The sequence below is a fragment of the Salinisphaera sp. RV14 genome, from assembly GCF_052044135.1.
Taxonomy (GTDB): Bacteria; Pseudomonadota; Gammaproteobacteria; order Nevskiales; family Salinisphaeraceae; genus Salinisphaera.
This window is the reverse complement of record NZ_JBQDYF010000013.1, coordinates 48,324-74,053: the sequence shown is the minus strand read 5'-3', so window position 1 is coordinate 74,053 and position 25,730 is coordinate 48,324. Positions and strand designations below refer to the sequence as shown.

The window sequence follows — 25,730 nt, the reverse complement described above, 5'->3', positions numbered from 1 at the left end:
GTAGAGGGCGATAGGTGAGCAGCCGGCTAACATGCAATTTCGAGTATGTGTGCTGTGCGGCCCGGGCTTGAACATAAGGACGCCAGCGGTTTGCCGGTCCCCGGCGGTGCCCGGGCCGGGCGGGACAAACACGGGTGCGACTTCGAAGCATGGGCCGCGACATCGGGGATCGTGTTGATCGGATCCGAAAGGAGAGAGTGGAGTGACAACGCCCAATCGTCCGGCTTCGGATGAACAAACGCCGACGCCGCGCCAGCGCGAGATCGTCGATCTGGTGGAGCAGCAGGGCTTCGTCGCCATCGAAGCGCTCGCGCGCAGTTTCGATATCACGCAACAGACCGCGCGTCGTGACGTCAATGCGCTGTGCAAGGCCGGGTTGTTGCGGCGTTATCACGGCGGCGCGGGTTTGCCCTCGACCGTCGAGAATCTCGCCTACGAGGCCCGCCAGGTGCTCAATCTGGAAGGCAAGCGCAAGATCGCGGAACTGGTGGCGCGCGAGATTCCCGACCACGCGTCGCTGTTTCTCACCCTGGGGACCACGACCAAGGAAACCGCGCGGGCACTGGCCGGACACAAGGGGCTGCGCGTGATCACCAACAATCTGCAGATCGCGGGCATGCTCTCGGCTTCCAAGGATGCCGAGGTCATGGTCGCCGGGGGCACGGTGCGCTCGATCGACGCCGGCGTGACCGGCGAGATGACGCTGGATTTCTTCAACAATTTCAAGGTCGATTACGCGTTGATGAGTATCTCCGGTATCGAGGCGGACGGCACGTTGTTCGATTTCGATTATCGCGAAGTACGCCTGCTGCGCGTGATCATCGCCAATGCCCGGCGCGTGTTTCTGCTCGCCGACCAGACCAAGTACAACCGTCATGCCCTGGTGCGGGCCGGCAATATCGTGGACTGCATCGACGCGCTGTTTACCGATGTGGCGCCGCCGAAGCCGCTCGCCGACCTGCTGGCCGAGGCCGGTGTATCGGTGCATGTCGCCGATTAGCGCGGCATACGGTGGTTTGGGGTGCTCGTTTCGGGGCTCTACGACTTTTGACTAGTTGTTCATGTTCGGTTTCGAACACTAAGCTCGAATCGAATAACGGTTGACGCGACGTCAACACGTATCTGATCCACGTGATAACTGGGGCATCTCTTGATGCATACGGATGAGGCAGCGGTCGGCAGCCGCCGACGGTACTTTGGAGGAGGGTGGCCATGTCGCTAGTGCTCGACAATGTGTCCAAGGTCGTGGGCGGCGAGACCCACATCGCACCGATGGATCTCGAGCTGGAAAGCGGTTCGCTGTCGCTGTTGCTCGGCCTGACGCTGTCCGGCAAGACGTCGCTGATGCGGCTGATGGCCGGCCTGGACAAGCCCACGAGCGGGCGCGTTGTCGTCGAAGGCACGGATGTGACGGGCCGGCCGGTGCGAAAGCGCAATGTGGCGATGGTCTATCAGCAGTTCATCAACTATCCGTCGCTGACGGTGTACGAGAATATTGCCTCGCCCCTGCGAATCGCCGGCGTGTCGAGTTCGGAGATTGATCGTCGGGTGCGCGCCGAGGCCGAGCGCCTGCACATCGAAGCGATGCTCGATCGTCTGCCGGCCGAGTTGTCCGGTGGGCAACAACAGCGTACGGCCATGGCTCGCGCCCTGGTTCGCGACGCCGAGCTGGTGCTTCTGGATGAACCGCTCGTCAATCTCGATTACAAGCTGCGCGAGACCTTACGCGAAGAGCTGCCGAAGGCGCTCGAGGGTCGCCGTTCGATCGTGGTCTATGCCACGACCGATCCCTGGGAAGCGCTGGCCTTCGGCGGCCGTACCGCTGTTCTCGAAGAGGGGCGCCTGCTGCAGTACGACTACGCGGCGAATGTCTACGCGGCCCCGGCCACGACGCACGTGGCCAGTGTGTTCAGCGATCCGCCGATGAACATCATCAACGGCGAAATCCGGGGCGATGAGCTGCACGTGGGCGATCTGCTTCGCACCGCGCGCCCCGCGGCGCTGTCCGGGCTGGCCGACGGTTCGTACCTGTTCGGTGTGCGCCCGCCCCATCTAATCGTCAACCCCGACCCCGATACCGGCGGCCAGCGCATCGATACGACCGTGGATGTCACCGAGATCAGTGGCTCCGATACGTACGTGCATTGCCAGGTGGAAGGCCGGCCCTGGGTGGCCGTGCAGTTGGGCGTTCACCAGCACGATCTCGGCGCCCCGCTTTCGCTGGGTTTCCATCCGGACAAGTTGTTCGTCTTCGATCATGACGAGCAGCTGGTTCATTCGCCCGAAGCCGGCGCCGACCGATAAGACGAGGGAGCCAACCACTATGGCCTTGATTCGTTTCGACGGCGTAGCGCACAGCTATTCCGGCCAGGCCGGACGGCCGGAAGATTATGCGCTGCAGCCGATGAACTTCAGCTGGGACGACGGCGGGGCATATGCCTTGCTCGGCCCGTCCGGCTGCGGCAAAAGTACGTTGTTGAATATCTGTTCCGGGCTGCTCAAGCCGTCCGAGGGGCGCGTGTTCTTTGGCGATCGCGACGTGACCGACCTGTCGCCGGAGCGCCGCAACATCGCACAGGTGTTCCAGTTCCCGGTGCTGTACGACTCGATGAGTGTGTACGACAACCTGGCGTTTCCGCTGCGTAACCGAAAGGTCGAGCGCAGTCACATCGACCGCCGCGTCCGGGAAGTCGCCGAGATGCTTGACCTCGGCGATGTCCTCAAGCGCCGCGCCAGCGGGCTGGGCGCGGAACTCAAGCAGAAGATTTCCATGGGGCGCGGACTGGTGCGCGACGACACCTCGGCGATCCTGTTCGATGAGCCGTTGACGGTGATCGATCCGCAGCTGAAGTGGCGTTTGCGGCGTCAGCTCAAGGAAGTGCACAAGCAGTTCAGCCACACCATGATCTATGTCACCCACGACCAGATCGAGGCGCTGACGTTCGCCGACAAGGTGGTGGTGATGTCGGATGGTGAAATCGTACAGGTGGGCACGCCGCAGGAGTTGTTCGAGCGGCCCGAGCACACCTTCGTCGGGTTTTTCATCGGCAGCCCCGGGATGAACTTCATCAAATGCCGCATCGACGGCGATTCGGCCGTGGTCGGCGAGCGTCGTATCGCGCTCACACCGGCTCAGGCGCAGGCGGCGGCCGAGGCGGATGGCGGCGAGTACAAGCTGGGCATCCGGCCCGAGTTCGTCGAGCCGGCAGCGCCGGGCGAGGGGTTCGCGGTCGACGTGAGCGCGATCGCCGATATGGGTGAGTTCCATCTGGTGACGGCCGATCTGGACGGTAACGAACTCAAGATCAAGCTCGCCGACGCCCACGCCCATATCCGGGACGACGCGTTGCACGTGCATTTCCCGTCCGAGTGGCTTTGCCTGTATCGCAACGAGCGTCTGATCGGTCACAAAGTCGAGGTGGCGGCATGAACAACAACCGTTTTGCCGACAACAAGGCGTGGTTCCTGGTCCTGCCAGCCACGCTGCTTGTCGCTTTTTCGTCGTTGATCCCGTTCATCGCGGTGGTCAATTACAGCCTGCAGATCGTGTTCAACATGAACACCCACTCGTTCATCGGCTGGTCGACCTTCCACGATGCGCTGACGAACGAGGAGTTCCGCGGCGCGCTCGGGCGCCAGGTGCTGTTCACCGCAATCGTGCTCGCGATCGAAGTGCCGCTGGGTATCGGTGTGGCGCTGACGATGCCGCGCAGCGGGCGAGCGGTCGGGCCGATCATGGTCGTGCTCGCGCTGCCGCTGCTGGTGCCGTGGAATGTGGTCGGGCTGATCTGGCAGATCTTCGCCCGTGGCGATATCGGCCTGTTCGGCGCGTTCGTCAATAACGTGCTGCACATCAACTACAACTACGCCACCGGGAGTCTGTCGGCCTGGTTCACGGTGGTACTGATGAGCGTCTGGCACTGGACGTCGCTGATCGCGCTGCTGTGCTATGCGGGGCTGTGCGCCATTCCCGGTGCGTTCTACCAGGCCGCGCGTATCGACGGCGCTTCGCGCTGGGCGGTGTTTCGTTTCATCGAGCTGCCCAAGCTGCGTGGCGTGCTCACGATCGCGATCCTGTTGCGCTTCGTCTACAGCTTCAAGGTCTACGCCGAGCCCCTGACGGTGACCGGTGGCGGCCCGGGAAGCTCGACGACCTTCATGACCGAAATGCTTACGAATACGGCCATCGGCCAGTTCGCTTACGGCAAGGCGGCCGCCTACGGTTTGCTCTACTTCCTGATCATTCTGCTGATCAGCTATGTGTTCTACATCGTGCTGACTCGTGTGGGCACGAGCGACGGAGGCCAATAAGATGACGATTCGTCGTATTTGCCTGACGCTTTTCATCCTGTTCCTGCTGATCCCGATCTACTGGTTGGTCATGATGTCGTTCAAGTCCAACACCGAGATCACGACGCAGCTGACGTTGTGGCCGAACCACTGGACGCTCGGCCACTATCAGGACATTTTCAATAGCGAAAAATGGACCGGGTCGTTCCTGCATTCGTTGTCGTATGTTGCCTTGAATGTGGCGATTACGTTGCCACTGGCGATTCCGGCGGCGTATGCGTTCTCCCGCTACGATTTTCTCGCCGACAAGCACCTGTTCTTCTGGTTTCTCACCAACCTGATGGCGCCGCCTGCGGTGTTCCTGATTCCGTATTTCCAGCTGTATCACAGCATCCACCTGTTCGACACGGTGTATGCAGTGGCCCTGGCGCATACCCTGTTCAATCTGCCCCTGGCGGTCTGGATACTGGAAGGCTTCATGTCGGGGGTGCCGCGTGAAATCGATGAAACCGCGTATCTCGACGGCTATTCGCTGCCGCGCTTTTTCATCAAGATCTTCCTGCCGCTGATCGGTTCGGGTATCGGTGTGGCCGCTTTCTTCTGCTTCATGTTCAGCTGGATCGAGCTGCTACTGGCCAACACGCTGACATCGAGTAATGCCATGCCCTTCGCCACCATGATGAGCAGTGCTTTTACTGCGTCCGGTACGGACTGGGGCATTCTCGCCGCTGCCGGCACGCTCACGCTCATCCCGGGTGTTCTGGTGATTTGGTTCGTGCGTCACCGAATCGCCTCCGGTTTCGCCCTGGGTCGGGTCTAGTCAGGAGTTCGCGACATGCAATGGATGCTTTGGACCGTACCCACGGCCGCGTTTTTCATCGGGATTGTGGCCATACTGATCGTGATGACGATCTGGCAATTCATTCAGCCCACACGCGAACGTCGTGGCTGGATCATTCCCATGAGCACCACCCGGGGCGACCGGCTGTTCATCGGCCTGCTCAGCTCGGCCTATCTCACCGCGCTCTGGGTGGCGCTGGTACCGCTGTCGAGTTGGTATCTGCTGGTGCTGGTCGTGCTGCTGATCGTCGGGCTCATACTGTTCGGCTAACGCGGCTATAGCGCAAGACTTCAGGCCGATCGCATCGCAACGGTTCGCAGGCGATGCGCGCGGCCCTACCACCGGTTCGTATTTGCTCGGGCCGGCTCATACTGCGATCGGAAGGAGATCGAAATGACTAAAAAGCATGAGGACGACCCGCAGGGTCGGACGGGGGAGAAGGCGCCGCGGGGATTCAATCCCAATCGTCGCAATTTCCTGCGTTCGGGGGCAGCCGCTGCCGCGGGCATGGCCGCGGTTCCGTTTATCGGCACCTCTGCACAGGCGGCCACGGCTTCATCCGGCGGCATCAGCAGCCTGCCGCCGCTGGGCCAGGTGCCGAGTTACAAGGACTACGGTCGCGGCAAGAAGGGCATGGAAGCGGCCGAGAACTGGGTGACCGATTTCCTCCAGCCGTCCACGCTGACCAAGGATCAGCAGATGGCCGAGATGAAATTCCTGCATGAAGCCGCGGCGCCGTACCGCGGGATGCAGATCAATGTCGTGTCGGAAGTAACCGGCACGCATCAGTTCGAGGCCAATATCCTGTCGAAGGCGTTCGAGCAGATCACCGGCATCAAGGTCAGCCATGACACGATGCAGGAAGGCGATACCGTCTCGAAGCTCGAAACGCAGATGGCCACGGGCACTGATGTGTACGACCTGTTCATCAACGATTCCGACTTCATCGGTACGCATCCCCGCATGGACGATGTGATTCCGATTACCGACTACATCACCGGCGAGGGCAAGGACATCACCCTGTCGACGCTGGATGTGGACGACTTCATCGGCAAGAGCTTCGTTACCTGGCCGCTCGACAACAAGATGTACATGATTCCGGACGGCCAGTTCGCGAATCTGTACTGGTACCGCAAGGACTGGTTCGATCGTCCGGACCTGAAGAAGCGATTCAAGGCCAAGTACGGTTACGAGCTCGATGTGCCGGTCAACTGGTCGGCCTACGAGGACATCGCCGACTTCTTCACCAACGATGTCAAGCACCTCGACGGCAAGCGGATCTACGGCCATATGGACTATGGCAAGAAGGACCCGTCGCTTGGCTGGCGTATCCACGACTCCTGGCTGTCGATGGCCGGCATGAGTGATAAGGGATTGCCATTCGGGCACCCGGTGGATGACTGGGGCATTCGTGTCAACGAGGCGCAGAATCCGGTCGGCGCCAGCGTCGAGCGCGGTGGGGCGACCAACAGCCCGGCGGCGGTCTATGCCATCACCAAGTACAAGGAATGGCTGCAGAAGTATGCGCCGCCGGAAGCCGCGGGCATGACCTTCTCGGAGGCCGGTCCGGTGCCGGCGCAGGGCCAGATCGCCCAGCAGATCTTCTGGTATACCGCGTTTGCATCGAGCATGACCAAGCCCGGTCTGCCGGTGGTGAACGACGACGGTACGCCGAAATGGCGTATGGCGCCGTCGCCGCACGGTCCATACTGGGAAGCGGGCATGAAGCTGGGTTATCAGGATTGCGGCTCCTGGATCCTGCCCAAGACGACCCCGACGAAAAAGCGGGCTGCGAGCTGGCTGTATGCCCAGTTCTGCATCTGCAAGTCGGTTTCCCTGCGCAAGAGCTGGGCGGCGCTGACGCCGTTCCGGACTTCGGATATCAATTCCAAGGAAATGGGCGAGGCTGCGCCGTATCTCGGTGGCCTGGTCGAATTCTTCCGTAGCCCGGCGCACAAGTACTGGACACCCACCGGTACCAACGTCCCGGCCTACGGCAAGATGACCTCGGCCTGGTGGAAGAACATCGCGCAGATCAACAGCGGTGCCCTCACACCCCAGGAGGGTATGGACAAGGTGGCCGAGGAGCTCGACGAGGTCATGCATCGGATCCAGATCGCGGGTCTGGAAAAAGTGGCGCCGCCGAAGCTCAATCCGAAGAAGAGCAAGGAGTACTGGCTCAAGCAGCCGGGTTCCCCGAAGCCGAAACTGGCCAACGAGAACCCGCCGGGCGAGACGCTACCGTACGAGGAGTTGTTGAAAGCCTTCAACGACCCGTCATCGATCGGTAAGCACGCGTCCAAGGGCAAAAGTTGATGGGTTAGGCGTCATCAACGATCCTTCGTGATGGCAGGCGGCCCGGCGTGTTACGTCGGGCCGCGTCTTTTTGTGGCCCGGCAACATGTGGTAGCCCATTCTTTGACAGCGCGTTTCGATACGAGGTGAAACAACCCATGAGCGATTCCGAACTCGATATGCAGGTCGGGCATTTCTTCGCCACGCCGGTCGCGGCGACGCTGCTCGACGACAGCGCGGCGCGTAACGCCGATCTCAAGGAGCGTATCCTCGCCGAACGTGCGCGCGAGGGATCGATCGCGGCGTCGAATCTTGGCGGCTGGCACTCCGGTCGTCCGGTGGACCAATGGGCCGGTCCACGCATGGAAGAAGTGCTTGCGGCCGCGCGCCAGATGGCCGATCGCTTGACCGTGGATCGCTCGGGTCAGCCTGTACGGGCCCACTGGTCGGCCCGTGCCTGGGCCAATATCAATGAACACGGGCACGCCAACGAATTCCATTATCACCCGGGCGTGTACTGGTCGGGCACGTACTACGTCGACGACGGCGGCCGCGCGAGCGATGAATCGTTCGGCGGCGAGTTCGAAATCATGGACCCTCGCGGGCCGGGCGTGGCCATGTACGCGCCCTCACTCGTGTTCAGGGACGGCGGCCACAACACCGGGGGTACGAACGTGCGGTTCACGCCGCGTGCGGGACTGCTCATGCTGTTCCCGGGTTGGCTTTATCATCAGGTGCGCCCGTATCTCGGGCCGGCGCAGCGTATTTCCATCGCGTTCAACCTGAGTCTCGGCGACAGCCGTTCGCCGTAAGAGGCGGCAAGCATGCGTGTGATCTTTCGTTGCGATCCTCATCTGCAAGGGCACTTGCCCGAGCCCCTGGCGGCGCGCGCGGCGCTGCCGGACTGGCTGCGGCAGATGCCGAGTACGGCTCATTCCGAGACCCACGGCGGCGACATCCGCACGGTCAAGCAATGCCCGCCATTCGTCGATGCGATGACCCATGGCTTCGTGTTCACGTTGCCTTGCGACGTGCATGTCCGGGACGGGGTGTTTTCCTGGGACTGGTCGTTGCCGCAACCGGCAGCACGCATGCACCCGCGGGCGCCGCTGAGTTTCCATGTGCCGGCCCAGGTCGAGGGCACGCCGTTTCATGCCGACGATCGCGTGATCGTGAAGTTCAACAGTTTCTGGACCGTCGAATTGCCGGACGGCTGGTCGTTGTTCGCCATGCCGCCGGCCAACCGTACCGATCTGCCGTTTCAGGCCTTGTCGGGGCTGGTCGATGCCGATCGATACCATGACGTTGGCATCCTGTTCCCCGCGATCTGGACACAGCCCGGTTTCGAAGGCGTTCTGGCGCGCGGTACGCCGGTGGTGCAGTGCTTTCCGGTGCAGCGTGAGCCGCTCGAATACGTGTTCCAGGCATTCGATGCCGAGGAAACGGCGGCTTACGACGCCCTGGGACGGCGATTGCTGGACGACAAGGGCATCTACCGCAAGCAGTACCGGGCGCCGCGTTCACGCACGCCTGGCCAGTGAACGACGCAGCGCGCGCGGGTCGAGCCACAATTGCCCCGTCGGCGCCGAGGTCAGCGCCTGCGCCACCCGATTGAAGCACGCGGGCTTGATGCGCACGGCCCGGGCATAGGCATCCAGTGCAGTCTCGATATCGCCGCTGTCCTGCAGGCTGATGCCAAGGTTGAGGGCCGCTTCGAACATTTCCGGTCGGGCGGACAACGCATGGCGATACGCCGCCGCCGCCGCGGCCGGCCGGTTCAGGTCCTGTTCGACCAACCCGAGATGAAACCAGGCTTCGGCAAAATCCGGCGCCTTGTCCACCGTGACCCGCAGTGCGGTACGCGCGGCCTCGCAGTCACCGGCCGCGTAATGGGCACGGCCCAGTTTGTGGTGAAGCCGGACATCATCCGCGCCGCGGCGCTGGAATGTGGCCAGCCAGTCTGCCGCAGCCGCCGCGTCACCGCCCGCGATCATGAGATCGGCTTTTTCGAGCAGGGCGGCCAGCGGTGGTTCCGGCGCGGCCAGGGCCTGATCGAATGCCACCATGGCCGCGTTCGATTGCCCCAGTTCGGTGAGCGTGCGCCCGAGTTGCAGCCAGCCCGGGCCATGGGCGGGATAGGCCTGCAGGCGGGGCAGCAGGGTGTTGGCGCGCTCATCGCCGCGCCGCAGCAGCTCGCAGACCGTATCGAACAGCGCCTGAGCGGCGCTCGCCTGTCGCGCGGGGTCGCTGTTGCGGGCGGGGGGCTGTGGCATGGGCGATGGATTCCGGGGCGGTCGGTCTGTTTGGCAATATATCGCGCCTCGACGGCCGGCCCAACAGGCCCCATGCCGCAAGCATGGCGGACCACCCGGGCGCTGCGACCGGCCGCGGCCATCGTCCGGTCCCGGCCTGCGATGCCGGACGGCGCGCCCGGGCATCGATCGGGGCGGCATCGCGCCGGGCGACGTGATCGCGGGCCCCCTCAGGCGATGGCGCCGCCACCGTCCACGCGAACCACCGAGCCGGTGGCAAAGCCGGTGATCATCAGATAATGCACGGCATTGGCGATATCGCCGGCGCGGCCGGCGCGGCCCACCGGCAGATGCTCGGCTGCGTCGGTCATGAGTTCGCGTTTGCGCGTTTGCGGCATATCGTCCCAGAGGGGCGTGTCGATCATGCCCGGCGATACCGCATTCACGCGCACCGGGGCCAGCTCCAGTGCCAGACCCCGCATGAGCCCTTCCAATGCAGCGTTGATCGCCCCCTGCAATGTGGCACCCGGGGACGGGCGCTCCGACAGAAAGCCGGAGACGAGCGTAATGGTGCCGCCGTCGGCCATGCGGGCGGCGCGTACCGCGCGATAGGCGCCCCAGAACTTGCTGTCCATGGAACCATAGGCATCGTCGAGCGTCATGGTGCGCATGCCGCCGCGGGCCGTGGCCGCGGACGACACGATCAGGTGATCCCAGCTCGCATTATCGTTGAAGAAACGCTCGACCGCGCCATTGTCGCCGGTATCGAGCACGGCCGTGCGCACCCCGTGACCGATGCTTTCGGCCGCGTGCGCCAGCTTGTCCGCCGAGCGGGACGCGATGGTTACCTCGGCGCCGGATTCGGCGCTGCGGCGGGCCACGGCCTCGCCAATGCCGGAACTGCCACCAATGACCAGAACCCGGGTTTGTACCAGCGACGCCATGGTCGTCTCCTCACGTGGTTGCCTTGGATATAACGATAAGCCCTGTGTCGTGCGCGCGTGAAGGCCGGGGCGCAATGAGGGTGTCGCCGCGGTGGCGGTGGCTGCCGCGCCCCGGCGCGAACAGCCGCTGTCGAACGGGCATAATGGATGGCCCGATACGTTCTGCTTGCTGGTGATGTCCGACGCTGCCCCGGTCGATTCCGACGCCGATACCTCCTGGATGCGCGTAGCACTCGATCTGGCGGCCGCCGCCGGGGCGGCGGGTGAAGTGCCGGTCGGGGCGGTCGTCGTGCGCGACGGCATCGCGCTCGGCAGCGGCCGCAACGGCCCGATCGCGGCCTGCGATGCCACGGCACATGCCGAAATCGTGGCCATTCGGGCGGCGTGTGCCGCCGTCGGCAACTACCGGCTGCCGGGGGCGACGCTGTATTGCACGCTCGAGCCGTGCGCCATGTGCGCCGGGGCGATCGGCCATGCCCGCATCGCGCGCGTGATCTACGGCGCCGACGATTTTCGTGCCGGCGCGGCGCACTCCATATTTGCGGTGTTCGACGAGCCGCGGCTCAATCATCGCGTGGCGCACCGGGGCGGTGTGCTCGCCGATGAAAGCGCCGATCTCCTGCGGCGTTTCTTTCGAGCACGGCGCGCCAGCGGGCGCTGAGCGGCGAGCGGCCAGCGCCTCATGCTTTCGGATGTATAGGCGAGGCCGGGCCGCGGTGGTAGCCTCGCCGCATGACTACACGAAAGACATGGCGCGTCGCTGTTCTGCCCGGCGACGGCATCGGCCCCGAAGTGATCGCCCAGGCCACCCGTGCGCTCGATGCGCTGGCCGAGGTCGAGCCCGATCTGGCGATCGATTACGATACGTTCGACTGGCCCTCGCATGCGTGGCACGAAGCGCATGGCGAATCGGCCCCGGCCGATTACCTGGCGCGGCTGGCCGGCTACGACGCGATCCTGCTGGGCGCGCTCGGCGACCCGGGCCCGACCACCGACCCGGATCGGTATCTGTTGTCCGATTCGGATTCGCTGGCGCCATTGCTCGAGATCCGCAAGGGCTTCGATCAATGGGTGTGCGAACGGCCGGTACGCCGGCTGGAAGGCGCGCCGCAGTATCTGGCCGATCCCCGGGCGGCCGATATCGACATGCTCGTCATCCGCGAGAACAGCGAGGGCGAGTATGTGAACCAGGGCGGGCGGCTGGCCGCCGGCACGCCGAATGAAGTGGTCACCCAGACCGCGGTGTTCACCCATCGCGCCACCGACCGCATCATCCGGCATGCCTTCGAGCAGGCCCGGGCACGCGCGGCCGTGCGCCTGAGCGAAGGCCGCGAACGCCAGTTCGGCGTCGACAAGCACGCCAGCCAGGTGTGTCTGGTCACCAAGCGCAACGCCCAGAAATTCTGGGGCGATATGTACACGGAAATGTTCGCGACCATCGCGCAAGACTATCCGGATGTCGCCACCCATCACGAACTGGTCGATGCGGCCTGCATGAAGTTCGTCTCCCATCCGTGGATGTTCGACGTGGTGGTGGCCTCCAATCTGCACGGCGATATCCTCACCGACCTGGCGGCGGTGCTCAACGGTGGCATGGGGGTGTCGCCCTCGGCCAACCTGAACCCGTCCGATCGCTCGCGCCCGCCGATGTTCGAGCCCACCCACGGCAGCGCGCCGGATATCGCCGGCCAGAACAAGGCGGGGCCGGCGGCCATGCTGCTGACCGCGGCCATGATGCTCGACTGGATGGGCGAGGAGGACGCGGTGGCCGCGCGCGCGGGCATGCGTCTGCGTAACGCGGTGGCGGCGGACCTGGCCGCTCATGCCGGCGATGCGCGCGCCACCGACGTGATCGGCGACGCTGTACTGGCGGCGCTTCGCGAGGCGCGTACGTAAGACTGGAGGAGATCGGCCGGAGGCGAACGACAAGCACGGATTGCAACCGCTTCGCAACAGGTCTAGCCTCGCCGCCAGCTACGCTTGTCAACCCACCAGAAAACGTTCCAACACAGTCAGGAGAACAGCCATGACGGCCAATCGCCCGGGTCACCTGTCCCCACTGCTCAAGCAGGCCACCGACGTCTACGCCGAGCGAGGCGAGGGCTGCTATCTGTTCGATACCGAAGGTCGCCGTTACATCGATTTCACCTCCGGGATCGGCGTGACCAGCACCGGCCATTGTCATCCCAAGGTCGTGGCCGCCGCCCAGGCGCAGGTCGGCAAACTGATCCACGGTCAGTACACCACGATCATGCACAAGCCGATCCAGGATCTTTCGGCGCGTCTGGCCGAGAAGATGCCGGGCGACATCGATACCATGTTCTACGCCAGCGCCGGCACCGAGGCCGCCGAAGGCGCGATGCGCCTGATGCGCCATGCCACCGGCCGCCCGAACATCGTGGTATTCCATGGCGGTTTTCATGGTCGCACCATGGGCGCCGCCTCGATGACTACCTCCGGCACGGCTTATACCGCCGGCCTGCAGCCGATCATGGGCGGCGTGGTGGTGGCACCGTTCCCCAATGCCTTCCGCTATGGCTGGTCGGAAGACGAGGCGACCGATTTCTGCCTGCGTGAACTGGATCATATCTTCGACACGATCAGCTCGCCGAAGGACACGGCTGGCTTCCTGATCGAACCGATCCAGGGCGAGGGCGGTTTCGTGCCGGCCAACACCCGCTTCATGCAGGGGCTGCGCGAGCGCGCGGATCATCACGGTCTGGTGCTCGGCGTGGACGAAGTCCAGGCGGGCTATGGCCGCACCGGCAAGTTCTGGTCGCACAGCCACTTCGATGTGCAGCCGGATATCGTGATGACCGCCAAGGGACTGGCCTCGGGCTTCCCGTTGTCCGGCTTCGGCGCCTCGCGTGCGCTGATGGAAAAAGGCTGGCCCGGCTCGCAGGGCGGGACGTACGGCGGCAATGCCGTGGCCTGCGCGGCGGCGCTGGCGACCCTGGATGTGATCGAAGAGGAAGGCCTGGTCGAGAACGCGGCCGAGCAGGGCGCGCATCTCAAGCAGCGCCTGGAATCGCTGGCGGCCGATCACGCGTGCATCGCCGATGTGCGCGGCAAGGGCTTCATGATCGGTTGCGAGATCCACAAGGACGGCGAGCCCGACGGCAGCCGCGCCGATCATATCGTCAAGGCCTGCGAGGCCTCGGGGCTGCTGCTGCTGCGCTGTGGTCCGCGCAAGCAGGTGATCCGCTGGCTGCCGCCGCTGGTCGCCAAGCGCGATCAGATCGACGAGGCGCTGGATATCTTCGCCAAGGCGCTCGACGCCACCGCCTGATCGCCTGATCGGGCGGGACAGGCCGTCGATCGCGCCCCGCGGTCGGCGGCTTTTTTTTACCGGTGGACGCCGCACTTGACCCGCGGCGGATCGCCGGGTACAGCAGGAGCCGTGTATGCGCGCACGAGTCCACGAATTCTGGGAGCTGGCCCGCTCCAGTTTCTGGTTCCTGCCCTCGCTGATGATGCTGGCCGGGCTGATCCTGTTCGCGATTACGCTGACGATCGACGAACTGCATCCGGCCGGCGGCGTGCTGCACGCCCTGTTCTATTCCGGCGGCACGACCAGCGCCACCAATCTGCTACAGACGCTCACCGGCGCGATGGTGGCGATCGCGACGGTGGTGTTCTCGACCATGATGGTCGTGCTCACGCTGGCCACCAGCCAGTTCGGTCATCGTCTGATCCGCAGTTTCATGCGCGACCGGGCCAATCAGGCCGTGCTGGGTATCTTCCTGGCCACGTTCGTCTACTGCATGCTCGTCTTTCACATGGTCGGCAACGATCCGGAGAACCGGTTCGTGCCGGACGTGTCGCTGAGCGTGGGCTTCGTGCTGGCGCTGTTCGCGACCTGCACGCTGATCTATTTCACTCACCACATGGCCCAGCTGTTCGCTGCGCCGGAGGTGCTGGAGACGGTAGGGGTGGAATTCGACCAGGCCATCGACCGCATGTATCCGGACCACGCGGGCGACGACGGCACGCCGGCGCCCGAACTCGGTCATGGCACGCAGGATCTGATCGCGCCCGACGGCGGGTATGTGCAGGCGATCGGGGTCGAGGCGCTGCTCGAGATCGCGCAGCGCCACGACATCGTGATCGAATCGCGCGTGAGCTACGGCGATTACGTGTTGCCCGGCGGCGTGCTGGCTCGCCTGCACGGTGCCGGGCTCGACCCGGATACGGCCGGTCATGCCGCCCGCGAATACGTGCTCGGGCGCAGCCGCATGACCGATCACGATCTGTTGTTCGCGGTGAACCAGATGGCCGAGATCGGGGTGCGGGCGCTTTCCCCGGCGCTCAACAATCCGTTCACGGCACTGGATTGCGTCAATCGCATCGGCCGGTCGCTGGCAGTATTGATCGCGCGGCCCATGCCCACCGAGGTGGTGACCGATCCGGACGGCGAGATGCGGCTGGTCATCCGTGTGCCGAATTTTCACGACCTGCTCGATGCGGCGTTCATGCCCATTCGCAACTATGGCCGGACCAGCGTCATCACCATGCGGGAAGTGCTCCGCGTGATCGAGAAGCTGGCGCCGTTGACCCGGCGCGACTTCGAGCGCCGCGCCTTGGCCCGCCATGCCGAAACCATACTCGAGGCCGCCGGCCACGGTTTGTCGGAAAGCACCGACATCGAACGTATCCGCGATTGCTTCTACGATACCCGGCGCGCGTTGGCCAAGGTCGGCAGTATCCTGCCCGAGGAGCCGAGTCCTTACTAGGGTCTGTTGCCGTTGCGTCCGCGTCCGCGCCAATCGCGAACCTAGTCGTGGGTCGAATCATTCGCGGCGCCATTGTTTATTGAACGGCGCGGGCCGCGTAATCAGCGCGATCTTGTGCCGGGATGCAGCGTCTGAATGCCGCGATCTCGGTCGTGCGCGATTGTTTGATGACCGACGGGACGGCATCATGGGCCGCTGGAGTCTGGGGTCCCGGCGCTCGCATGTTTCGCCATGACGGCCTCAGGCGTGATATCCACGGATAAATCGCCACAAGGTAGAACGCCCATGGACCCATACCGAGCGCTGTGTTCGCGAGCTGGCCGCATGCCGGCCTTTCTCGCTTGCGCCCTGATCTGTCTGTTCGCGCTCGCGCCGCTGTCTCAGGCCTATGCCGCCGCGCCGCAGAGCCAGAATGCCGCCAAGAGTGACGCGAATCAGTCGGTGTCGCTGGACCAGCTGGCCAATCTGCTGGAGAACGACAAGACGCGCAAGCAGCTGATCAAGGAGCTGAGACAGGCCGCCAAGGCCGAGTCGGGTGCCAAGGGCAGCGCGTCCGGGCCAGCCGCCACGGGTCGGAAACAGCCGGTATCGAAGCAGAGCGCCTCGTTTGCCCGTCGCTTCGCACAGATCACTTCGTCCTGGTCGGAGACCATCAGCGCCCATATCGTCGGCGCCTGGAACACGGTGGTGGCGCTGGCGCACAAGGGCAATGGCAAGCACAGTGCAGGCGTGTTCAATGCGGGCGTCTTCTTCGGCGCGCTGCTGATATTCGCCGAGGTAGTCGCGGCCACCATCGTGGCGTTTCTGTTGCTACGCCTGGTGGCCACGGTGCTGTTCTCCGGGATCAGTCGCTTTGCCACCGCCGGGGCCAAAGGTCGCGGGCTCTTGCGCCGGGCGGCGGGCGTCCTGGTCGGCATCGCCGTTGATACGGCTGTCGTGCTGGCCGCCGGCAGCGCCGGCTATTTCGTCGGCCTGTACGCCGTCGGTGACCATGGCAGCATGGGCACGCGGGAATCGTTGTTCATCAACGCCTTCGTGCTGGTGGAGTTGATCAAGGTCGCGATTCGGGCATTGTTCGCCGAACGCTACGATAGCCTGCGACTGATCAAGGTCGACGCCGACGTGGCCCGCTGGTGGAGCCTGCGGCTACGCTGGTTCGTCGGTGTGGTCGGTTACGGGCTGCTCGTGGCCGTGCCTGTTGTCAATGCCCAGCTGTCGCTGTTCATGGGGGCGGTGTTGACTTTTCTCATCATGGGGGCTGCCTATGTGTATGCGCTCAAGGTCATCTTCGCCAATCGCCGTCTGCTCACCGAACGCCTGATTCACAAGGCAGAGAGTGCCTCCATCGGTTTTTTCGCGGTGCTTTATCGACTGTTCGCCCGGCTTTGGGTCTTGCTCGCAGTCGTGTATTTTTCCGTGCTGTTTTTCGCCAGCCAGGCCGATCCGGCCGGCGCATTGCCGTTCATGCTTTCGGCCACCGCTCAGAGCCTGGTCGCCGCCGGGGTCGGCTTCGGCCTGTCGGGGCTGTTATCCCGCGCCATCGGCCATCGCATCACCTTTCCCGAGTCGCTGCATGACAAGTTGCCGTTGCTGGAGGCGCGGGTGAACTCCTACGTGCCGGCGGCGCTCAAGGCCGTGCGGGTGGTCATTCTCTTGATCTTCGCGGCGGTGGTCGCGAATGCCTGGCATGTGTTCGACCTCAATACCTGGCTGACCTCCACTGCCGGCCTGACGACGATTTCGGTGACATTCAAGGTGGCCGTGATACTGGTCGCTGCGGCCCTGTTCTGGCTCGTCGCCGCCAGCGTGATCGAGCATCGTCTGAGCCCGAACACCGGCGGCGGGGCGCCGAGCGCGCGCCAGCAAACCCTGCTGGTGCTGTTCCGCAATGCACTGGCGATACTGATCGCGACCTTTACCATCATGATCACGCTGTCGCAGATCGGTGTGAACATCGGGCCGTTGATCGCCGGTGCCGGCGTGTTCGGCCTGGCCATCGGCTTCGGTGCGCAGAAGCTGGTGCAGGACATCATCACCGGCGTATTCATCCAGTTGGAAAACGCCATGAACACGGGCGACGTAGTCAGCGTGGGCGGGGTCACCGGTACCGCCGAACGCCTGACCATCCGCTCGGTGTCGATTCGGGACATCGACGGCGCCTACCACATCGTGCCGTTCTCCTCGGCGAGCGTGGTGTCGAACTTCATGCGTGACTGGGCATACTTCCGCACCGAGTATGGCATCGCCTATCGCGAGGATATCGACAACGCGATCTACTACCTGCGCGAGGCGTTCGAGGATCTGAAGTCCGACCCGAACGTGGGGCCGAACATCCTCGAGGACATGACCGTGCCGGGGGTGACCGCGCTGGCCGACAGTGCCGTCAACATCCGGATCATGATCAAGACCAAGCCCGGCACGCAGTGGGGCGTGGGCCGCGCGTTCAACCGCCTGGTCAAGATCCACTTCGACCGGGCCGGCATCGAGATCCCGTTCCCGCATCAGACGCTCTGGTTCGGCGAGGATCGCCAGGGGCAGGCACCGGCGGCGAATATCCGGGTATTGGAAGCCGATGCCGATATCGATGCCGACGACCCGAACGACCGGCCCAAGCGGCGGCGGCGCGGCGACGACGCGGCCCCGGAGGAAACCGGCGACGCGCCGTCCTGATCCGGGCATAGTCGTTGTCGTGCTGCCAAACCCGCGGCCGGTTGCCGGTCGCGGGTTTTTCGCGTCCGGCGGTCGCGAAGCCGCGCGCGGGCGGCGACTGGTCAAGGACTGCTCAGTCCGCTGCAATGCGCGTGGAGACGGCGATTGCGGCGTTTACCACAGAGTTATACACAGGCTTGTCCAGCGCGTCTGTGAAAAAGCGCGCCGGCTCAGCGCCTTGCGCCGGGGCATGCACGTTCCTGCGACAAGCCGTTCCGATCGCGGTCGCCGGCCGCGGTGTGGGGCACCGCCAGCGCTCGCGCCCGGGGCGATGGCGATCTGGTCAGGATTTGATCAAACCGTTCGCAGCCCCCGTATCGCAGGCGTTCCCGGCGTTTGTCACCGAGCTGTCCACAGGCTTGTTCAGGCCCCGTGTGCAAAACCCCGGGGGGCAGCCCGGGCGGGGTGCGATGTCTCATTTTGCCGTGCGTCGATTGCTGCCTGCGCGCTGGTCATAAAATGTTCATTCCGCTCCGGGCTTCGTTGCACGGTGGCTGGGATGCTTCTCCCCGATGTTATCCACAGGCTTATCCCCGGGCGATGTTGAAAACCCGGGCGCGGGCAGATTGCAGCGCAAGAGAACGGTCATGGGCGCATGTTAATATTGTCGGTTTTCCACGGTCATAGGCACGGTAGGTAGGCATGACAGCAGCGGGCGAGCGGAAACTTCTCTGGATCGACGGCGCATACGTCGAAGCCGAATCGGGCGAATTCTTCGAAACGGTGAATCCCGCGACCGGCGAGTCGCTGGCGCAGGTGGCGAAGGCTGGCGCGGCGGATATCGATGCCGCCGTGGCCGCGGCACGCGCCGCCCTCGGCCCCTGGAAGGCCATGAGTGGTGTCGAGCGGGGGCGGATTCTGCATCGGTTGTCGGTCCTGCTGCGCGAGCACCGCGACGAACTGGCGCGGCTGGAGATGCTGGACGGCGGCAAGCCGATCGCCGAGACGCCGGAAGCCGACGTCGATTCGGGCGCCGATTGCCTCGAATACTTCGCCGGCCAGGCCAGCTCGATTCAGGGCGAATATCAGGAAGTCGACGGCGGCTTCTTCTATACCCGGCCCGAGCCGCTCGGCGTGGTTGGCGCGATCGGCGCCTGGAATTATCCGTTGCAGATTGCCTGCTGGAAGTCGGCGCCGGCGCTGGCGGCCGGCAACACGCTGGTGTTCAAGCCGTCCGAACTGACGCCGCTTTCGGCGCTGCGTCTGGCCGAGCTGGCCAAGGAAGCGGGGCTGCCGGACGGCGTGCTGAACATCGTGCAGGGCTTCGGTGATGCCGGCCAGGCGATGTCCAACCACCGCGGCATCGACAAGATCTCGCTCACCGGCGGTGCGGACACGGGCAAGAAGGTGATGGCGGATGCCGCCGGTACGCTCAAGACCGTGTCGCTGGAACTCGGCGGCAAGTCGCCGCTGGTGATCTTCGACGACGCCGATCTCGACAATGCCGTGTCCGGGGCGCTGCTGGCCAACTTCTTCACCCAGGGCGAGATCTGCACCAACGGCACACGCGTATTCGTGCACGAATCGGTGCGCGAGGCGTTCCTTGACAAGCTCGTCGCCCGGGTGAAAAAACTCAGGATCGGCAATCCGGCCGATGCCGAGACCGACGTCGGCCCGATGATCAGCCCCGAACACGGCCGGATCGTGCTCGACTATATCGAGGCCGGCAAGGCCGGCGGCGCGAAGCTGGTGATCGGCGGCGAACAGGTCGCGGTGGACGGCTGCGAATACGGCGTGTTCATCCAGCCGACCGTGTTCGACGCCTGCAGCGATGACATGAAGATCGTCACCGAAGAAATCTTCGGTCCGGTGATGTCCGTGCTGTCGTTCACCGACGAGGCCGAGGTGATCGAGCGCGCCAACCACACCGAGTTCGGTCTGGCGGCCGGATTGTTCACGCGTGATCTCGAGCGCGCCCACCGGGTGATCGGCGAGCTGGAAGCCGGTATCTGCTGGATCAACCACTACAACATCACGCCGATCGAGATGCCGTTCGGCGGCATCAAGGGCTCGGGCATCGGCAAGGAAAACAGCCGGCGTGCGCTTGAGCACTACACACGGATCAAGAGTGTGTTCGTTGCCCGCGGTGCGGTGGAAGCGCCCTACTAACGCGTACGGTTGCGCCGGGGCGTGGTTCGGCCATGGCCCCGCGATCGCGCGGGGTCGTCGATGGCGACGCGCCCCGGCGAGGGCTGCGACGATTACGTCGCGATCTGACGCGAATCATCGATACGCCCGGTTCAAACGAGGTTTCTAGCGCATGAGCAACCCGAAGAAGAAATACGACTACGTGATCATCGGTGCCGGCTCGGCCGGTGCCGTGATGGCCAACCGGCTTTCTGAAGACAAGGATGTCTCGGTGCTGTTGGTCGAGGCCGGCCCGATGGATCGCTCCATCTACATCCACATGCCGTCGGCGTTCGCCTATCCCATGAACGGCGATACCTACAGCTGGAATTATCACACCGAAGCCGATCCCCACATGGACAACCGCGTCATGCATTGCCCGCGCGGGCGGGTGCTGGGCGGGTCGTCCTCGATCAACGGCATGGCGTATGTGCGCGGCAACGCGCTCGACTTCGAGGGCTGGGCCAACGACTTTGGCCTGGAGGACTGGCGCTACAAGGATGTGCTCGGCTATTTCCGCAAGGCCGAGGATTTCGATCAGGGCGAAAACGACTATCACGGCGCCGGCGGCCCGCTGCACGTCACCACCGGCCCGGGCCGCAACCCGCTGTACCACGCCTTCATCGAGTCGGGCATGGCGGCGGGTTATCCCTACACCCAAGACATGAACGGCTTCCAGCAGGAAGGCGTGGGCCCGATGTTCATGACCACCAAGGACGGCGTGCGCTGGTCCACCGCCAACGCCTATCTGCGCGGCGGGGTGATGCGGCGTTCGAACCTGACGGTGATGACGCGTACGTATACGCGCAAGATCCTGATGGACGGCAAGAAGGCGGTCGGCATCGAGGTCGATCATCTCGGCACGCGCTCCAGGGTCGAGGCCGAGCGCGAAGTGCTGCTGTGTGCGGGCGCGATCAATTCGCCGCAGATCCTCATGCTCTCGGGCATCGGCCCGGTGGATCAGTTGCGGGCGCACGGCATCACGCCGGTGCACGAGAATCCGAACGTGGGCCAGAATCTGCAGGATCATCTGGAAGTCTACGTTCAGTACGAGTGCAAGGAACCGATCACGCTGTATTCGGCGCAGAGCGCGACGGCCATGGGCAGGATCGGTGCCCAGTGGCTGCTCACGCGCAAGGGCCTGGGCGCGACCAACCATTTCGAATCCGGCGGCTTCATCCGCAGCGAGCCGGGCGTCGAATATCCGAACATCCAGTATCACTTCCTGCCGATGGCCGTGTCCTACGACGGCAGTGCCAAGGCGACCAGCCATGGTTTCCAGGCCCACGTCGGGCCGATGCGGCCGGAGTCGCGCGGCGAGGTCACGCTGGCCTCGTCGTTCTACAAGGCCGCGCCGAAGATCGTGTTCAACTACATGGCCACCGAGCGCGATCGGCGCGAAATGCGCGATTCGATCCGCCTGACCCGCGAGATCATCGAGCAGAAGCCGTTCGACCGTTATCGCGGCAAGGAGCTCGGCCCGGGCCCCGAGGTGCAGTCCGACGACGAGATCGATGCCTGGGTGCGCCGGATGGGCGAGTCCGCCTACCACCCGTCGGGGACCTGTGCCATGGGCCATCACGACGAAGCTGTGGTCGACGGTGAGGGCCGGGTGCATGGCGTTGAATCGCTGCGTGTGGTCGATGCCTCGATCATGCCGCGCATCACCACCGGCAATCTCAATGCGCCGACCATCATGATCGCCGAGAAGATCGCCGACGCGGTGCGCGGCCGCACGCCGATCGTCGAGGACAAGGCCTGGTATCGGCCCGAGAACTGGCAGCACAGTCAACGCTGAGCCGCGGCCCGGCTCAGCCGCCGGTGGGCCAGATCATCGGCACGAGCACCACGGTGAGCGCGCCGATGATCGCGGTCAGCGGCAGGCCGAGACGGACGAAGTCGATGAAGCGGTAGCCGCCCGGACCGTATACCATCAGGTTGGTCTGGTAGCCGATTGGCGTGAGGAAACTCGCCGAGGCGCCGATCACCACCGTGATCACATACGGCATGACGTTCTCGCCCGCGCCGTGGGCGAGCGATACGGCCACCGGAAACACGATCACGGCGGCGGCGTTGTTGGTAATCACGGCGCTGATGACCACCGTGGTGATGAACAGGGCGGCCAGCGTTTCGTGGGTGCCTTGGCCGGCCAGGTGGGTCAGGGCCTGCGCGAGGTCGGCGGCGAGCCCGGTGTTCTGCACTGCCTCGCCCATGCCGATGGCCGCGGCGATCGCCACCAGCAGCGGCCAGTCGATCGCACGCCGCGCGGCTTCCGCCGTGCTGCAACGCGAGGCCAGCACCGCGCCGGCGCCGAGTAACGAGGCCTCCAGAATATCGATCAGCCCGAACGCCACGCTGAGCACAATGGCCGCGAGCACGGCGATCGCGGTATAGGCCTTGTGGTGCTGGGGCGGTTGCGAGTTCTCGATCTGGCTGACCAGGAAGAAATCGCGCGAATGGCGTTGCTGGGCCACGAAGGCGGGCCGGGCTTCGAGCAATAACGTATCGCCGGGGCGGAGCACGATGTCGCCGATCTTGGCCCGGACCCGCTCGCCGTCGCGGGCCACGGCCAGCACCACCGCGTTATAGCGCGTACGGAAACCGCCGGCGCGGATGCTCGAGCCGATGAGCGGGCAGCTCGGCGATACCACGGCTTCGATCAGCACGCGGGCGCGGCGCGGGCTGTCCAGCTTGAAGATCTGCTCGGTGGCCGGCATCAGCCCGCGGATGCGCTGCAGTTCGACCACCGAATCCACGATGCCGACGAACACCAGCCGGTCGTGCGCCGCCAGCGGCTGGCGCGGCGAGACCGCCGGCAGCAGCGCGCCGTCGCGCTCGATCTCGGCCAGGAACATGCCGGGCAGGTGGCGCAGACCGGCCTGTTCGATGGTCTGGCCCGGCAACGGACCGTCGGCGGCCACGATCATCTCCACGCTGTATTCGCGCGGATTGTCGAGCTGGGCGGCCGGTGTGCGGCGGTCGGGGATCAGCCAGCGACTGGCGCCGATGATCAGCGCCAGACCGGCGAGCGCGATCGGCAGGCCGATCCAGGCCAGTTCGAACATGCCCAGGCCGTGGCCGGTCTGGCGGATCAGTAGTGCATTCACCACCAGGTTGGTACTGGTGCCGATCAGCGTGCAGGTGCCGCCGAGAATCGCCGCAAAGCTCAGCGGCATGAGCAGTTGCGATACCGGCAACTGGTACTTGCGGGCCCAGTCGCCGATCACCGGAATCAGCGCGGCCACCACCGGGGTGTTGTTGAGAAATGCGCTCATCAGCGTGGTCGGCAGCATGACCTGGGCCTGGGCATGGCGGATCGAACGCGGGCGGCCGAGCAGGCGGCCGATGAGTAATTCGGTGGCCCCGGTATCGCGCAGCCCGGCCACCACGATGTACAACGCGGCAATGGTCACGACCCCGGGGTTGGAAAAACCCGACAAGGCGTGGGCCGGGGAGACGATGCCGAACACCAGCAGCACCACCAGGCCGGCCATGAGCACCAGATCGGCGCCGAGCGAACTGAGGGCGAGCGTGACCAGAACGGCGGTCAGCACCACGAGCGTGATCAGGGCATGGATCGACATCGAAACGGAGGCTGGCGGGCGACGTACGGCATTGTACGGTCCGGCCATAGTCGGCGGCGCCGGCTGTCGCAACGATGAACCGGGGCGTTGATTGTTGTGCTGGGCCGGGTGGCCAAGCCGGGCAGAGAGGTTATCCTAGGCACCCCATTCATTGCCGCCCGCATCCGACGCCATGACCGATCGCGAAAAACGCCCGCTCTACATCCCCTACGCCGGCCCGACGCTGCTCGAAATGCCGCTTCTGAACAAGGGCAGCGCCTTCTCGGCCGATGAGCGGGTCGACTTCAACCTGATCGGTCTGCTGCCGCAGAACGTCGAATCCATCGAGGAACAGGTCGAGCGCGCCTACAAGCAGTACAAGGCCTGCGACACGGCGCTGGACAAGCATATCTACCTGCGCGGCATTCAGGATGACAACGAGACCATGTTCTTCCGTCTGCTGGAGGAGCATCTCGAGGAGATGATGCCGATCATCTACACGCCGACCGTCGGCGAGGCCTGCGAGCAGTTCTCCGAGATCTATCGCAATCACCGCGGGCTGTTCATTTCCTACCCCGATCGCCATCGCATGGACGACATGCTGCGCAGTGCCACCAAGGACAACGTGCGCGTGATCGTGGTCACGGATGGCGAGCGCATTCTGGGTCTGGGCGATCAGGGCATCGGCGGCATGGGGATTCCGATCGGCAAGCTGTCGCTGTACACCGCCTGTGGGGGTGTGTCGCCGGCCTATACGCTGCCGGTGGTGCTGGATGTGGGCACCAACAACCAGCAGTTGCTGGACGATCCGATGTACATGGGCTGGCGCCACGAACGGATTTCCGGCGAGGCCTACGCCGAGTTCGTGGATCTGTTCGTTCAGGCGGTCAAGCGGCGCTGGCCGAAAATCCTGCTGCAGTTCGAGGATTTCGCCCAGACCAACGCGAACCCGCTGCTCAAGCGCTATCGCGATGAAATCTGCTGCTTCAACGACGATATCCAGGGCACCGCGGCGATCTGCGTCGGCTCGCTGCTGGCCGCCTGCAAGGCGAAAAAGGAAAAGGTCTCCGACCAGCGCATCGTGTTCGTCGGCGCCGGTTCGGCCGGCTGCGGCATCGCCGAGCAGATCATCGTGGCCATGGTCGACGAGGGGCTGTCGGACGCCGAGGCGCGCCAGCGTATTTTCATGATCGACAAGTTGGGCCTGCTGACCGACGACATGGACAGTCTCTACGACTTCCAGCGGAAACTGGCCCAGAACAAGGCCGATCTGTCGGACTGGTCGGGCGATCTCGGCGACGAGGCCTTGATGACGACGGTGGAGAACGCCGAGCCGACCGTGCTTATCGGCGTGTCCGGTCAGCGCGGCCTGTTCTCCGAGAAGGTCATCAAGCAGATGCACAGCCAGTGCAAGCATCCGTTCGTGATGCCGCTGTCGAACCCGACCTCGCGCGTGGAAGCCACCCCGGAAGAAATCCTGACCTGGACCGACGGCGATGCGCTGGTCGCCACCGGCAGCCCCTTCGACGACGTCGAGATCAACGGCCGCACGATTCCCATCGCCCAGTGCAACAACGCCTATATCTTCCCCGGCGTGGGGCTCGGCGTGATCGCGGCCAATGCCTGGAAGGTGACCGACGAAATGCTGATGGCCGCCTCGCGCGCGCTGGCCGAGAACTCGCCGCTGGCCCACTCGGACACCGGGGCCCTGTTGCCGGCGCTGTCCGATGTGCGTGATCTGTCCAAGGCGCTCGCATTTGCCGTCGCCAAGCAGGCACAGAAGGATGGCGTGGCCCTGTCGTCTTCCGACGAGGCGATCCGGGCGTCGGTGGAGCGCAACTTCTGGTTCCCGCGCTATCGGCGTTATCGGCGGGCGGCGTTCTAGCGCGTGGTGCAACAGGTCATGGGGACTTTGCCTTTCTCTGAAAGCATTTATCCGCAGATCAACGCAGATTTACGCAGATATTAAAGAACGT

Annotated in this window: 20 protein-coding genes; 17 read left to right on the top strand and 3 right to left on the bottom strand. The window is 64.5% G+C overall.

Annotated elements, in window-relative coordinates; genetic code table 11:
* The first annotated feature begins 202 nt into the window (after positions 1 to 202).
* The 9 genes from ACS8Y6_RS13310 (at position 203) to ACS8Y6_RS13270 (ending at position 8,967) form a co-directional block, all read left to right on the top strand.
* Positions 203 to 1,000 carry a DeoR/GlpR family DNA-binding transcription regulator gene (locus ACS8Y6_RS13310; RefSeq protein ID WP_440849737.1) on the top strand — a complete coding sequence of 266 codons (798 nt, stop codon included), beginning with the start codon at positions 203 to 205 and terminating at the stop codon, positions 998 to 1,000.
* 212 nt (positions 1,001 to 1,212) lie between these two features.
* A complete protein-coding gene (locus tag ACS8Y6_RS13305; RefSeq protein WP_440849738.1) occupies positions 1,213 to 2,304 on the top strand; it encodes an ABC transporter ATP-binding protein in 1,092 nt (363 codons plus the stop codon).
* A 19-nt stretch (positions 2,305 to 2,323) separates the two neighbouring features.
* Positions 2,324 to 3,430, top strand: coding sequence for an ABC transporter ATP-binding protein (locus ACS8Y6_RS13300; RefSeq protein WP_440849739.1), 1,107 nt, complete (start codon positions 2,324 to 2,326; stop codon positions 3,428 to 3,430).
* Positions 3,427 to 4,311: a carbohydrate ABC transporter permease gene (locus ACS8Y6_RS13295; RefSeq protein ID WP_440855735.1), complete on the top strand. Its 885-nt coding sequence runs from the start codon at positions 3,427 to 3,429 to the stop codon at positions 4,309 to 4,311. The genes ACS8Y6_RS13300 and ACS8Y6_RS13295 overlap by 4 nt, the downstream gene beginning before the upstream one ends.
* 1 nt (position 4,312) lies before the next feature.
* A complete protein-coding gene (locus tag ACS8Y6_RS13290; RefSeq protein WP_440849741.1) occupies positions 4,313 to 5,110 on the top strand; it encodes a carbohydrate ABC transporter permease in 798 nt (265 codons plus the stop codon).
* Between the two features lie 15 nt (positions 5,111 to 5,125).
* Positions 5,126 to 5,401 (top strand): DUF2160 domain-containing protein, encoded by a 276-nt coding sequence (locus ACS8Y6_RS13285; RefSeq protein ID WP_440849742.1) that lies wholly within the window; start codon positions 5,126 to 5,128, stop codon positions 5,399 to 5,401.
* Positions 5,402 to 5,524: 123 nt separating this feature from the next.
* Complete coding sequence (locus ACS8Y6_RS13280) at positions 5,525 to 7,447, top strand: ABC transporter substrate-binding protein (protein WP_440849743.1); 1,923 nt, start codon at positions 5,525 to 5,527, stop codon at positions 7,445 to 7,447.
* Between the two features lie 137 nt (positions 7,448 to 7,584).
* Positions 7,585 to 8,238: a TIGR02466 family protein gene (locus ACS8Y6_RS13275; protein ID WP_440849744.1), complete on the top strand. Its 654-nt coding sequence runs from the start codon at positions 7,585 to 7,587 to the stop codon at positions 8,236 to 8,238.
* Between the two features lie 12 nt (positions 8,239 to 8,250).
* A complete protein-coding gene (locus ACS8Y6_RS13270; RefSeq protein ID WP_440849745.1) occupies positions 8,251 to 8,967 on the top strand; it encodes a hypothetical protein in 717 nt (238 codons plus the stop codon).
* Here the strand turns inward: ACS8Y6_RS13270 and ACS8Y6_RS13265 are convergent.
* Together ACS8Y6_RS13265 and ACS8Y6_RS13260 are read right to left on the bottom strand one after the other, a co-directional pair.
* A complete protein-coding gene (locus ACS8Y6_RS13265; RefSeq protein ID WP_440849746.1) occupies positions 8,947 to 9,699 on the bottom strand; it encodes a tetratricopeptide repeat protein in 753 nt (250 codons plus the stop codon). The genes ACS8Y6_RS13270 and ACS8Y6_RS13265 overlap by 21 nt on opposite strands.
* 209 nt (positions 9,700 to 9,908) lie before the next feature.
* Positions 9,909 to 10,622 (bottom strand): SDR family oxidoreductase, encoded by a 714-nt coding sequence (locus ACS8Y6_RS13260; RefSeq protein WP_440855734.1) that lies wholly within the window; start codon positions 10,620 to 10,622, stop codon positions 9,909 to 9,911.
* A 175-nt stretch (positions 10,623 to 10,797) separates the two neighbouring features.
* On the opposite strand from ACS8Y6_RS13260, the gene tadA reads away from it, so the two are divergent.
* The 7 genes from tadA (at position 10,798) to betA (ending at position 21,989) form a co-directional block, all read left to right on the top strand.
* Complete coding sequence (gene tadA, locus ACS8Y6_RS13255) at positions 10,798 to 11,283, top strand: tRNA adenosine(34) deaminase TadA (RefSeq protein ID WP_440855733.1); 486 nt, start codon at positions 10,798 to 10,800, stop codon at positions 11,281 to 11,283.
* A gap of 71 nt (positions 11,284 to 11,354) precedes the next feature.
* Positions 11,355 to 12,518: an isocitrate/isopropylmalate dehydrogenase family protein gene (locus ACS8Y6_RS13250; RefSeq protein ID WP_440849749.1), complete on the top strand. Its 1,164-nt coding sequence runs from the start codon at positions 11,355 to 11,357 to the stop codon at positions 12,516 to 12,518.
* Between the two features lie 130 nt (positions 12,519 to 12,648).
* Complete coding sequence (locus ACS8Y6_RS13245; RefSeq protein WP_440849750.1) at positions 12,649 to 13,911, top strand: aspartate aminotransferase family protein; 1,263 nt, start codon at positions 12,649 to 12,651, stop codon at positions 13,909 to 13,911.
* A gap of 115 nt (positions 13,912 to 14,026) precedes the next feature.
* A complete protein-coding gene (locus ACS8Y6_RS13240; protein ID WP_440849751.1) occupies positions 14,027 to 15,355 on the top strand; it encodes a DUF2254 domain-containing protein in 1,329 nt (442 codons plus the stop codon).
* 324 nt (positions 15,356 to 15,679) lie between these two features.
* Positions 15,680 to 18,025 carry a mechanosensitive ion channel domain-containing protein gene (locus ACS8Y6_RS13235; RefSeq protein WP_440855732.1) on the top strand — a complete coding sequence of 782 codons (2,346 nt, stop codon included), beginning with the start codon at positions 15,680 to 15,682 and terminating at the stop codon, positions 18,023 to 18,025.
* 681 nt (positions 18,026 to 18,706) lie between these two features.
* Positions 18,707 to 20,173, top strand: a complete 1,467-nt coding sequence (gene betB, locus ACS8Y6_RS13230; RefSeq protein WP_440849753.1) for a betaine-aldehyde dehydrogenase — start codon at positions 18,707 to 18,709, stop codon at positions 20,171 to 20,173.
* A gap of 151 nt (positions 20,174 to 20,324) precedes the next feature.
* Positions 20,325 to 21,989, top strand: a complete 1,665-nt coding sequence (gene betA, locus ACS8Y6_RS13225; RefSeq protein WP_440849754.1) for a choline dehydrogenase — start codon at positions 20,325 to 20,327, stop codon at positions 21,987 to 21,989.
* A 13-nt stretch (positions 21,990 to 22,002) separates the two neighbouring features.
* On the opposite strand, the gene ACS8Y6_RS13220 is transcribed toward betA, so the two are convergent.
* Positions 22,003 to 23,775 (bottom strand): SLC13 family permease, encoded by a 1,773-nt coding sequence (locus tag ACS8Y6_RS13220; protein WP_440849755.1) that lies wholly within the window; start codon positions 23,773 to 23,775, stop codon positions 22,003 to 22,005.
* Positions 23,776 to 23,947: 172 nt separating this feature from the next.
* Between ACS8Y6_RS13220 and ACS8Y6_RS13215 the strand changes: the two genes are divergently transcribed.
* Positions 23,948 to 25,639 carry an NAD-dependent malic enzyme gene (locus ACS8Y6_RS13215; protein ID WP_440855731.1) on the top strand — a complete coding sequence of 564 codons (1,692 nt, stop codon included), beginning with the start codon at positions 23,948 to 23,950 and terminating at the stop codon, positions 25,637 to 25,639.
* Positions 25,640 to 25,730 lie beyond the last annotated feature (91 nt).